This is a genomic window from Priestia megaterium NBRC 15308 = ATCC 14581, assembly GCF_000832985.1.
GTDB lineage: Bacteria > Bacillota > Bacilli > Bacillales > Bacillaceae_H > Priestia > Priestia megaterium.
Map to the genome: position 1 here is coordinate 4,162,614 of NZ_CP009920.1, position 12,026 is coordinate 4,174,639.

At 37.1% G+C, this 12,026-nt stretch carries 12 protein-coding genes; 7 read left to right on the top strand and 5 right to left on the bottom strand.

All coding sequences use genetic code 11. The features are described 5' to 3' along the window. Positions 1-7 precede the first annotated feature (7 nt). Positions 8-1,519, bottom strand: a complete 1,512-nt coding sequence (locus BG04_RS21370) for a phytoene desaturase family protein (RefSeq protein WP_034652697.1) — start codon at positions 1,517-1,519, stop codon at positions 8-10. 136 nt (positions 1,520-1,655) lie between these two features. Between BG04_RS21370 and BG04_RS21375 the strand changes: the two genes are divergently transcribed. After that, entirely contained in the window at positions 1,656-2,759 is a 1,104-nt protein-coding gene (locus BG04_RS21375; protein WP_034652695.1) for a glycosyltransferase family 2 protein, read from the top strand. Further along, the gene (locus BG04_RS21380) at positions 2,702-3,214 is read left to right on the top strand and encodes a glycosyl-4,4'-diaponeurosporenoate acyltransferase CrtO family protein (RefSeq protein WP_016763851.1); all 513 of its coding nucleotides are present in this window, start codon (positions 2,702-2,704) and stop codon (positions 3,212-3,214) included. Before BG04_RS21375 ends, BG04_RS21380 begins: the two co-directional genes overlap by 58 nt. A gap of 2 nt (positions 3,215-3,216) precedes the next feature. Here BG04_RS21380 and BG04_RS21385 read toward each other — a convergent pair whose 3' ends face one another. After that, positions 3,217-3,669 carry a hypothetical protein gene (locus BG04_RS21385; RefSeq protein WP_013082868.1) on the bottom strand — a complete coding sequence of 151 codons (453 nt, stop codon included), beginning with the start codon at positions 3,667-3,669 and terminating at the stop codon, positions 3,217-3,219. 670 nt (positions 3,670-4,339) lie between these two features. Here BG04_RS21385 and ltaS point away from each other — a divergent pair. The 3 genes from ltaS to BG04_RS21400 all read left to right on the top strand — a co-directional run bounded on the left by ltaS (position 4,340) and on the right by BG04_RS21400 (position 8,259). Beyond that, positions 4,340-6,277, top strand: coding sequence for a lipoteichoic acid synthase (gene ltaS / locus BG04_RS21390; protein WP_013056729.1), 1,938 nt, complete (start codon positions 4,340-4,342; stop codon positions 6,275-6,277). A 166-nt stretch (positions 6,278-6,443) separates the two neighbouring features. Next, positions 6,444-7,088 (top strand): 5-bromo-4-chloroindolyl phosphate hydrolysis family protein, encoded by a 645-nt coding sequence (locus BG04_RS21395; RefSeq protein ID WP_013082869.1) that lies wholly within the window; start codon positions 6,444-6,446, stop codon positions 7,086-7,088. Between the two features lie 25 nt (positions 7,089-7,113). Continuing rightward, the gene (locus BG04_RS21400; RefSeq protein WP_034652692.1) at positions 7,114-8,259 is read left to right on the top strand and encodes a toxic anion resistance protein; all 1,146 of its coding nucleotides are present in this window, start codon (positions 7,114-7,116) and stop codon (positions 8,257-8,259) included. Between the two features lie 46 nt (positions 8,260-8,305). Here BG04_RS21400 and BG04_RS21405 read toward each other — a convergent pair whose 3' ends face one another. Both BG04_RS21405 and BG04_RS21410 read right to left on the bottom strand, forming a co-directional pair. Further along, positions 8,306-8,881 (bottom strand): hypothetical protein, encoded by a 576-nt coding sequence (locus BG04_RS21405; protein ID WP_034652690.1) that lies wholly within the window; start codon positions 8,879-8,881, stop codon positions 8,306-8,308. Positions 8,882-8,902: 21 nt separating this feature from the next. After that, positions 8,903-9,412 (bottom strand): hypothetical protein, encoded by a 510-nt coding sequence (locus BG04_RS21410; protein WP_034652689.1) that lies wholly within the window; start codon positions 9,410-9,412, stop codon positions 8,903-8,905. Between the two features lie 139 nt (positions 9,413-9,551). Between BG04_RS21410 and BG04_RS31100 the strand changes: the two genes are divergently transcribed. Together BG04_RS31100 and BG04_RS21415 are read left to right on the top strand one after the other, a co-directional pair. After that, complete coding sequence (locus BG04_RS31100) at positions 9,552-9,695, top strand: hypothetical protein (RefSeq protein ID WP_013056734.1); 144 nt, start codon at positions 9,552-9,554, stop codon at positions 9,693-9,695. Then, positions 9,696-10,463, top strand: coding sequence for a polysaccharide deacetylase family protein (locus BG04_RS21415; RefSeq protein ID WP_013056735.1), 768 nt, complete (start codon positions 9,696-9,698; stop codon positions 10,461-10,463). Between the two features lie 39 nt (positions 10,464-10,502). On the opposite strand, the gene BG04_RS21420 is transcribed toward BG04_RS21415, so the two are convergent. Then, a complete protein-coding gene (locus BG04_RS21420) occupies positions 10,503-11,981 on the bottom strand; it encodes a potassium/proton antiporter (RefSeq protein WP_034652687.1) in 1,479 nt (492 codons plus the stop codon). Between the last annotated feature and the right edge of the window lie 45 nt (positions 11,982-12,026).

Consider the following 12,026-nt stretch of genomic DNA (forward strand, 5'->3'; position numbering starts at 1 on the left):
TTTTTCATTATCCAATATCTTTTTGCATACGAGGAATCTGAAAATCTTCATTAATTGCGTCCGCTGTAAGCTGACCAGATAATGTCACCATTGGCACGCCGCCTCCAGGGTGTGTAGAGCCGCCTACAAAATAAAGGTTAGAAAGAAGCTGACTTCTTGCCGGAATTTTAAAACCTCCATTTTTCTTACGGTCAGTTGCTACACCATAAATGGACCCGCCGTTAGAACCGTAAAGCTCCTGGATATCGTTAGGAGTAAACGTATATTCAAACTCAATGCTTGAACGTAAGTCTTCTAATCCCATTGCCTCAAGCTTTTTCAATACGACATCACGGTAGCGGTCTTTTAATGCAGCCCAGTCGTCTCCTTCTTTTAAAGGAGGTACATGAGTAAGAACGAACAGGTTTTCTTTTCCTTCAGGAGCTTGCGTAGGGTCTGATTTAGACGATACGCCAATGTAAATTGTCGGATCCATGGCTACTTGACCTTTGTTAAAGATTGTATCAAACTCTTCTTTCTGATCCTTTGAGAAGAAGAAATTATGATGTTGAAGCTGCTTGTACTGTTTGTTAACCCCTAATAAAAGAACAAGGCCAGAAACAGTAGGTTCAAATTTTGCAAGCTGCTGAGTTTGCTTAGCTGCTTGCGCATGATTTTTTAATAAATAGCGGTAAGTTGGAATTGCTTCTAGATTAGATAGCACAATATCTGCTGATAGATTCTCGCCATTTTCTAGTGCAATTCCAGTTGCCTTTGCTCCGCTTGTTGTGATTTCTTTTACCGGCGTATTTAGATGTACAGTGACGCCGAGTTCTTGAAGGAGCTTATCCATCGCTTCAGCAATTTTGTACATTCCGCCTTTTACGTAATAAATACCTAATCCTAGCTGAACATGAGCAAGCTGTGTTAATACAGCTGGTGCATGATAAGGAGAAGAACCGATGTACATAATTAAAAAATTAAACAATTGACGCAAATGTTTGTTTGAAAAATATTTGCGTGTAGTAGCATCCATAGATCTCATTGGATCCATTTGAAGCAGTTCTTTTACCGTGTGCATCGTTCGTAAATCGTGAAGTCCAGATAAACTTTTTTTATAAAAACTTTTTAAGTTCGATTCATACATTTTATTTGCATAAGATAAATAGTCAAAAAAACCTTCAATGTCTTCTGGAGCAAGTTCTTGAAGCTGCTGAAGCATGCGAGGAAGGTCACTGGTCAAATCAATTTGTGTTCCATCTTGGAAAAAAGTTCTCCACTGAGGCTCAATTCGTTCTATTGTTAAGTAGTCGTGGATATTGCGGCCTGCACTGTCAAACAGCTGCTCTAGCACCCACGGCATTGTTAAAATAGAAGGTCCCGTATCGAAAGAAAATCCTTTGCCGCTGCGAATATTTAACTTACCGCCAATTCGCTTGCTTTTTTCAACGACTGTTACATCATATCCATCAGCTGACAGACGAATAGCAGCTGACAGACCACCTAAACCTGCGCCTACAACAATTACTTTCTTATTCATCTTTTTCCTCCTTATAAAACAAAAGCGAGTTGTCAACAATGTGTATAAAATGACTTCACGCAAAATAAAAATAGGTCTACAACTTTTTATTTTGTCCAGTTCGCTAATTTTCATACGTGAAGGAAAGGAGAAAAGGATGTCTTTTTTACTGGTTGCTCTTGTCTTGACAGCTACGCTTGTCATCACTATCCCTACATTTAAACGTGTAAAAATAGGAAGAAACGATATGTCATGTTTGTCCATTATTATTCCAGCTAGAAATGAAGAAAGAAACCTTACCTTTTTATTGCAGTCACTCCAGTTACGGAACGCTGACTTTGAAGTGATTGTTGTAGATGACAACTCAACAGATAATACTGAGAGGGTAGCCAAAGCATTTGGCGTAAAAGTAGTGCAACCGGGCGCACTTCCAGCTGGGTGGCTAGGAAAGTCATGGGCATGCTGGAATGGAGCACGAGAAGCAAAAGGCTCGGTGCTTTTGTTTTTAGATGCTGATATTACAGTAGAGAACGACGGAATTGAAAAAGTGTTTTTCTATTATCAACAGCAAGGGGGTGTGCTATCGGTTCATCCTTATCACCTTGTTAAGAGGCCTTATGAAATGTTTTCTGCTTTATTTCACTATGTTACGTTTGCATCGATTGGCGCGTTTCATCCCTTTAAAAATTGGAAAAGTCCTTCTGTCGGTTTCGGGCAGTGCTTGCTTTGCAGCGCAGCCTCCTACTTTCAAAGCGGAGGCCACGAAGGGATAAAAAAAGAAGTGGTTGAAAATATGGCGCTAGTTGAGAAAATGAACAAACAAGGTGAATTTATTACGTGTATGAGCGGACAGGGAGCTCTTTCCATGCGCATGTATCCAAATGGTATGAAAGGCCTTATAAGAGGGTGGAGTAAAAGTTTTGCTTCAGGTGCGGGGAAAACGGAAGCCATTTATTTATTTCTAGTAAGCTTGTGGCTTACTAGCATGATTAATTATATCCTTTTTTTACCTACTCTATGGAATCAACATGCAGGCTTGGCAATTAGCAGCTATGTTTGCTATGTAAGCCTCTTATTTAATAGCTTAAGAAAAATAGGTTCGTTTACTTTTTTTTCTTTGTGCTTATTTCCTATTCATGTACTGTTTTTTCTGGGTCTATTCGTATGGTCTTTCGTCCAAACGGCGGTGAGAAAGCAAGTTAAATGGAAAGAACGCAGCATATCTATAGAAGAAGAAAAAAAGAAGAAAGTGATAAAATGACAGGTGCTCAGCTCTTAATTAATATCATGGCATGGTTTGTGATTCACATGTTGATCGCCTACAGATGCACAAAAATTTCTGCCTTTTATTTAAAGAAGGACCTTGCGCTGTTTAAGGTTCAAAGCTGGGAAACAGTTGGGATATATAAAAAATTCGGGGTGCACCGATGGAAAACGTGGCTTCCTGATGCAGGAAAGCTATTTAAACGAGGATTTTATAAAAAGAAATGGGAGAGTAGAACGAAGGAATATGCACAGCTTTTTTTAATTGAAACAAATCGAGCAGAGTTAACTCACTGGATCAGCATACTTCCTTCTATTCTTTTTTTTATATGGAACTCTCCTTCTATAGGTGTTTGGATGGTTATTTATGCGATTGTCGCAAACGTACCGTTTATTTTGGTTCAACGATATAATCGAATACGAATTCATCAAGTCGTTTTGAAACTCAAATGAAATTAATTCACGTGCCTTTGGCTACGAGTAGGGGCCTCGGTTTTTATTTTTTTCTCCTTATTCGAAGACAACAACCTCTTGGATAAAAGAAAAAAAGAAGCAAAGGCGATATAAATACTAAAAAAGACTAAAAATCCCCATAAACCTGCTATGGCATCATCAAATTCCATATTGCCCCGGGTGGTAATTCCTTGCTGAATTTCAATGGCAAAAACTAAGACAAGCATAACGGTAAGGGTATAGATAAAAGAAATAGCTGTAATACTAAATTTCCACTTTGACAATAATTTAAAGATCATATAAACGCTTAAAAACGTGAGCAGTCCAATAATACCAATAATCCAGAAGTGAAGTTCTTTATCTGAAAGAGAAAATCCTAGTAAATAAAAAATATAAATTAATCCGTCGTGCAATACATTAATAATATTTGTAATGAAAACAATACACTCTTTCATTTTTTCTCCTTTATAAAAATGTAAGACGTTTAAACTTCTAGGTATACAAGCATGCATAGCCCATACTCATTCCAATTTTATATAAAAAATGCACTTTCTAGATCAGACGTTAAAGAGATCTGAAATTTCAAATAATATTTATAATTTATATTATAAACAAAAAGGTAAAAAAATAAAAATTTTCGATGCAAACTGACACATTTTTTTCAAATTTAAAGAAAGAAATAACTCAAAATATGTGGTTTACTGTAGAAAGAAAAGAAAATAAGAGGTATTGGTATAACAAATATTCACAAGTGCTTTTATGCATTGTCTTGTAAAGGAGAAGGAAAACTAAGGCAAGTGTTAAATTTATATGTATAGTGGACAAAATAAAAAATAAATATAAAATAGTGAAACTTAAAGAGAAGCTGTCCGTATTAAATAGTGAGAAGAAAAAAAGCATAGGAAACATTTGTGTTTGAAAGCCTATATAGCTGGGAATAAGAAAGTAGTTATTTTCTCACGTTTGGTGAAAATTATACGTAGCGGTGTTGACAATTTTTTTTAAAGAGTTAAAATGTGAAAGAACAGATTAGCTCTCTTATATTTTTTGTAAGGGAGATTTCTTTTTACATTTACTATAAAAATAAAAGTGAGCTTAAATTTCAATAGAGACAGAGGTGGGAATATGAAACAGCTCATGACAAACGGTAAAAATATTTTTTCGAAACAGCTGCCGTTATTTCTAATTGCAGTTTTGTTGTTTTGGATTAAAACGTATACCGTTTATCGTATCGAATTTAACTTAGGGCTAGATAATTTTATGCAAAAGTTTTTACTTTTCATAAACCCAATTGGTTCGGCAATTTTCTTTTTTGCCATTGCACTACTATTTAAAGGGCGCGGAAAAGTACGAGCACTGCTTGGAATGAATTTTTTACTTTCATTCATCCTGTACGCAAATGTAGTATACTATCGCTTCTTTAATGATTTTATTACTGTTCCTGTATTGACTCAGTCAAACAACTTTGGTCAATTAGGTGGCAGTGCCATGGCTTTAATTAGCCCAACTGATATTTTATACTTCACAGATTTCTTTATTCTTTTAGTTTTAGTACTATGGAAAAAAGTTGACTTACCAGCAACAATTAGTCGACGTACTGTGACAGGTGTATTTTTATCAGGGATTTTATTCTTAAGTGCCAACATCGCACTAGCGGAAATGGATCGTCCTCAACTATTAACAAGAACATTTGACCGCAACTATTTAGTGAAATATTTAGGAACGTATAACTATACGATCTATGACATCATCCAGAGCTCGAAATCTTCAGCACAGCGCGCGCTAGCAGATAGCAGTGATGTGGCTGAGGTAGAGAACTATGCAAAAGCAACATATGCTGAGCCGAACAAAGAATATTTCGGTCAAGCAAAAGGCAAAAACGTCATCTATATTTCATTAGAGTCACTTCAGTCATTTATGATTGGTTATAAGTTAAATGGTGAAGAAGTAACACCATTCTTAAATTCACTATTAAAAGATCAGAACACAATGTATTTCGATAACTTCTTCCATCAAACAGGGCAAGGTAAAACGTCAGATGCTGAATTCATGATGGAGAACTCATTATTCGGCTTACCTCAAGGTTCTGTATTTACAACAAAAGCAAATAACACCTATCAGTCGCTATCTGGTATTCTAGATCAGCAAGGCTATACAACATCTGTGTTCCACGGAAATGGAAAATCGTTCTGGAACCGTGATGAAATGTATAAATCAATGGGTGTAGAAAAATTCTTTGATTCAGCTTATTACAATATGTCAGACGAAGATACGCTGAACTATGGTTTAAAAGATAAACCATTCTTTAAAGAATCAATGCCGTACCTAAAAGGCTTAAAGCAGCCATTTAGCGCGAAGTTCATTACGTTATCAAACCACTTCCCTTATCCGCTAGATAAGGAAGACCAAACGATTGGACCTCACAATACGGGAGATAAGTCAGTTGACCAATACTTCCAAACGGCTCGTTATTTAGATGAATCAATTAAGCAATTCTTTGAGGATTTACAGGCCTCTGGTTTAGCAGACAATACGATGGTTGTGATGTACGGTGACCATTACGGTATTTCTGAAAACCATAAGCGTGCAATGGGCAAAGTAATGGGTAAAAACATCAATGATTTTGAACAAGCTCAGCTGCAGCGCGTACCATTATTTATTACTTCACCAGGCCTTAAAGGCGGCGTAAATCATACGTATGGCGGAGACGTAGATGTTCGTCCAACAGTGATGCATTTATTAGGTCTTGATACAAAAGACTATATTGACTTTGGTACAGACTTATTATCAAAAGAACATCAGCAAGTTGTACCTTTCCGTAACGGTGACTTTGTTACACCTAAGGTAACAAAAGTTGATCAGAAAGTGTATGACAACGCAACGGGCAAGCAGCTTTCAGATAAGGAAGCGAAACAGTATGATAAGTATGATGAACTAGTTAAGAAAAAGCTAGAACTATCAGATAAACTTGTTTACGGAGATTTACTCCGCTTTCATACACCAGAAGGGTTCAAACCAATTGAACGCTCGAAGTATGATTACAACAAGCGCGAAGATCAATAAAAAACAGGCAGCTTTTAATAGCTGCCTGTTTTTTTGGTTTATGAAACCTTTAAAGGTTTTATCCGTATATAAATTATAATAGTAATCGTTTTAAGACACGGGAAGACAATGGTATAATATGTATACGTTTAAAAGTTCGGTCACATTTGAGATAGGAGTGAAAGCGATGAAAGTCGTTCGAATCATAAAAAAGATTCTTGCCATTTGGGCAACAGGAGCAGTAGCCGTTCCGGTCAGCTATTTTGGATTTAGTACCACGATGATTCAATCCCTTGGCATTAGTATAGGAGTAATGGTCGTGATGAGCCTGTTTTTTATTATGAGCAGTGCTCGACGTCATTATCAAAATCCGTATAGAGAAGAAATTGCATACGTTCGCCATCAAGTAAAAGAGGCAAAAAAGCAATTAAGAACCATTGGAAGCTATCGTTTTAAAATTCGGTCTGTTCATATGTGGACAGAACTTTCTAAACTATACAAAGTAGGTAAAAGCATCATTGAAATGGTAGAAAAAGAGCCCGCACGATATAAAGATGTTCAGCCCTTTTTTACGAACTACTTACAATCAACGGTTACCGTCATTGAAAGGTATATGTTTTTATTATCAAAACCAACGAAAAGCATAGAAGTAAAAGAAAGTCTTCATGAAGCGGAAGACATGCTGCGCGGGTTATCAGGGAAGTATGAGCATTTATTAACAAATGCCCTTTCACAAGATAAGCTGACATTAGATGTAGAGCTTAAAGTGCTAAAACAAGCATTTGAAGAAGAGCAGCCGTATATACCGACAGCTACTAATCGCACAAAGTAACGTAAATGCAAAGGATGGGGATTTTATGATGAAAGAATATAATCAAAATCAATCGTTAGATGCGCTGCTTGATGATCCTTTTGCGTCGCCTACCCCGCAGATACAATCGGACTCTCGCGCTGCAAAAAGAAACACATACGATGATTTGACGCCGGAATATCAGGAAAAAGCACAGAAAATCGCAAATCAAATTGATTATAAAAATCAGCAGGCTATCTTACAGTACGGGGTAGCAGCTCAGTCAGAACTATCTCAGTTTTCTCAATCTGTACTACAGCATGTACAAACGAAAGATACGGGACCAGTAGGAGACGTTATAGGAGATTTAATGAGTAAGATTCGCCAAGTGAATCCCGATGATTTTTCTGCAAAGAAAAAAGGAGTCATCGGTCGATTATTTTCAGGAGTCTCTAGGCCTATTCAAAATTTATTAACAAAATATCAAAGCATTAATGTTGAAATTGATAAAATTGCAGATAAGTTAGAGCGCTCAAAACAAATGCTGTATCGAGACATTACGATGCTAGATAGCTTATATGATAAAAATAAACAGTTTTACGAGGCGCTTAACGTCTACATTGCAGCGGCCGAATACAAGTTAGTGGCGCTGCAGAATGAAACGCTGCCCCAGCTTCAGCAAACAGCATCTCAAAAAAATGACTACTTGATGGCTCAGGAGGTCAATGATTTAAATCAATTTATCAATAGGCTAGAAAAACGAGTGCATGATTTAAAACTGAGCCGTCAAATTGCCATTCAAAGTGCACCGCAGATTCGATTAATTCAAGAAGTCAATCAGACTCTTGTGGAAAAAATTCAAAGCTCTATTTTAACAGCTATTCCACTTTGGAAAAATCAAGTAGTAATCGCAACCACTTTATTACGCCAAAAGAAAGCAATGGAAGCCCAAAAGCAAGTATCTAAGACAACAAACGACTTGCTTACTAAAAATTCAGAGCTGCTCAAGCAGAACATGATTGAAGTAGCTCGTGAAAACGAGGCGGGGATTGTCGATATCGAAACATTGAAAAAAACGCAGTCCGATTTGATTACCACGTTAGAAGAAGTGCTAAAGATACAAGAAGAAGGACGTACGAAGCGTACCGAGGCAGAATCAGAGCTGTATCAAATGGAAAAAGATTTAAAAACTAAACTATTAGATATGAAATAAAGAAAAAGTCGGTTTACACACTTTGTAAACCGACTTTTTCTCTGTTTTATGCATTTTGAAGCGTTCTCGCCATTTCTAAAAATGGAGTTAAATCTCTTTCAGATTTAGGAGCAAAGATCGTTAACCGGAAAGTAGGGTGTTGATTTTGCTTTCGAACGAGAAAACCGTATGCGTTACTTTTATCATCTGATGCTTTATACGCAGCTGCTATCTCTAAGTTATGATGAATGAGGTGTGTATCAAGGGAAGCCACTTCTGAAAAGCCAGCTCTTAAAATTTCTTTTGTTTCTTTATTGATCTCCTTTACACTTTTATTTGGTGGAAACACTTCAATCCGCATCCACAAAGCATCATTTTTTTTGTTGTAAATGACATCTCTTCGTGGCTCTTCTTCTGTAAACTCGTATCCTTCTAGTACGTAAAGCGTATAGTTTTGATTGGTGCTTCTTTTAAGATAACCCGCATCTGTTCTGCTGCTTCCTTTGTAAGGATAGGTGAACTTTTGCTGTGGCAGGCGTTCTTTTGGAATTTCTTCTTGTGTGTTAATAAGCTCTTCACGAAAAGCAGTTGAGCAGCCACTCATCAAACATATAAAGCAAACAAGAAATATCTTTTTTTTCATAGCTGGCTTCCTTATCTATTTTCATTCATGCATTTTTACTGAGTTAACAATTGAAATTAACTTTTTTTCATCATCAGAATTTTTAGCTGTAACCATCGTGATTTTTAAAGCAGGGTGCCCCTTTGTTTCTCTCAGTACATACAGCTTTGCCGTTTCTTTTTTACTCCCTGATGTAGATGCAAACACAACAGGTTGAATAAATAGGGATGTAGAAGAAATTTTTAACGATTTTCCAAACTGGTCATCAAACAATTCTTTTGAACGATCAAGATATGATTTACTTGTACTTTCTTTCCCGGAAAGGACTTCAATTCGCATCCACGTATAGGGAGTCTTGGTTGAAAAAAGAATATCTTTTCCATCCTCTTCTTTTTGAAGCGTATATTCACCGGGCAATGAAAGAGAATATCCTTGTTCGCTTACGGTGAGTTGCTGATGTTTCTCGTTGCTTTCACTGACTGCTTTAACAGAAGGCAGTATAACCATGGTTGTGCTTATCATTAACAGAAAAGCTAAATAAAATTTTCGCATGTATATATCTCCTATTCAAAACGCTAGACAGCGTGTAGTTACTATAAAAAAATGTTTTCGCCATGTTAGAACCCGTAGGTTTATTTTTGACTTTTTGGTAAAGCTAAAAACACAATCAATTAGTAATGGAGAGAAGACTATGAAAAACCGTAAATCAACTTCTGCAGCTAATCGCCGTCAACAGCGCGTGTGTTTGGGTGATGAACGATTATTTGCAGTTGGTATCAAAGCGTTTATTGACAATACGCATGAATCACACCTAGACAAAAAAGGAGGTCATTGAGTGAAATGGTGCTTGTCAATTATTATTATTGTTTCCATTAATTTCTATGGTATTCAGGCGGATGCTGCAAAGAAGAGCAGATTTTATTATGAAAAAAAAGGAGATATCGTGTGGGAAGTTCCCATGAAAGACGAAAAGTTGATTGCGCTTACATTTGATGATGGACCAGATCCTAAATATACGCCGACCATTTTGAATTTATTGCAAAAGTACGGTGCCAAAGCAACTTTTTTTGTAGTGGGCGATCGAATAACGTCTTTTCCCAAGCTTGCTCAAAGAGAAGTTCGTGAAGGTCATGAACTTGCTAATCATACATATAGCCATTTGAAAGTAAGGGGCCAGGAAGTAGAGAGAATTGAACAAGAAATTGAAAAAGCGGATGAACGTATACAAGCTATTACAGGAATAAAACCTTACCTGTTTCGCCCACCTACTGGCTATTATGACGATCGGGTAGTAAAAGCTGCTAAAAATCAGCAGTATACCATTATTCTTTGGTCTTGGCATCAAGATACATTTGATTGGAGAAATCCAGGCGTAGGTAAAATTGTAAGTCAAGTGCTTAACCATGCCAGGTCAGGAGATATTGTATTGTTTCATGATACGGGAGGAGATCGAACCCAAACCATTGAAGCATTAAAACAAATTTTACCGAAGTTAAAGGAAGAGGGGTATAAATTTGTAACGGTCTCAGAACTTTTAAAACATCACCCTAATTATAAATCTCTTTATTTGATGCAGCAGCAAAAACAGCACTCCGTTCAATAATCGGGTGCTGTTTTTCTCGTAAAGACTTTAACCAATTTTTTAACTGGTTTTTCCTTCTCTTTCGTCCCCATCAGACGTATTTTTTTGGAAAAATGCTTTTACTTCATCTCGTTTTTTCTTCGAAATAAGAATATATAATGTATCACCTGCAAAAATTTGTGTACTTCCTCTAGGTGTAAGTAATTTATCATCTCGAATAACAGCAGTCACTAAAATGTCTTCAGGGAGGTGAAGTTCTTCAAGCGATTTTCCTGATATATCTGCATGTTCCACGAGCTTCAACTCAATCATTTCATTTTTGGTTTTGCCCATCGAAACAAGCTCGAGACTGTGAGGAACCGTCTCTTTTTCACCTTGAGAAAGGTTTAGAAATTTGGCTAAAGGAGCGATTGTTGCTCCTTGAAGAAGAGCGGAAGTTAAGACAACAAAGAAAACGACGTTAAAAATCAGCGTGCTGTTCTCCAAACCTGCCATCATAGGATAAGTAGCCAATACAATTGGAACAGCTCCTTTTAAACCGGCCCAAGAAATAAACAGTTTTTCTTTGGATGAGTATTTAGCAAACATCATCGAAAGAAATACGCCGAGTGGACGAGCGACAAACATAAGTAAAAGAGATAACAGTATACCCTGCCAAATGATATCTAACAGTTGATTAGGAAAGACAAGAAGGCCGAGTAAAATAAACATTAAAATTTGCATCATCCATGCAAAACCTTCGTTAAAGCGGACAATTGTGTGACGATAAGTTAGATCTGCATTTCCTACTACCACTGCCATTACGTATACAGCAAGTAGACCGCTTGCTTCTACAAATGTGGAAATTCCATAGGTTAAGGCGGCCAATGACAATGTAAGCACAGGGTAAAGACCTGAAGAATCTAAATTAATTCGATTAATAATCCAAACGGATGCTTTTCCGAGTACTAAACCAAGTACCAGCCCGATTCCCATTTGCCAAAAGAAATTAAGGATTAATGAGAGGATAGGAGAGTCCGGATGTTGAATTAATTCAATAATAGAAACGGTTAAGAAGATGGCCATCGGATCATTGGAACCAGATTCTGCTTCTAGCGTGGAGTTTAGTTTTTGGCGGATATTCTGTGTCCCTAGTACAGAGAACACGGCTGCAGCATCTGTAGAGCCAACGATTGCCCCAAATAAAAAGCCTTCAAGCCAAGTAACGCCCAAAATATATTTGGCAAGTACACCCGTTAAAACTGTCGTAATGAGGACTCCGAAAGTAGCTAATGAAACGGAAGGGCGAACAACGCGTTTGACATCTTTCCATTTGGTCTGCACGCCTCCATCAAAAAGAATAATGATAAGCGCTAATATTCCGAATCCTTGTGTTAAAAGAGCATTGTCAAAGTAGATGTAGTGGCTAACAACCATTCCTACAATAATAAAGAGTACAAGCGAAGGGACGCCAAGGCGAGTAGAGAACTTGGCAGTGAGTACCCCTATGACAAGGAGAATAGATAATAAAAAAATTGAATGGTCTACCGTAAAATCCAAAAAATACACCTCATTTGGTCAAAATTTTTATGTAAGCAATAAGTG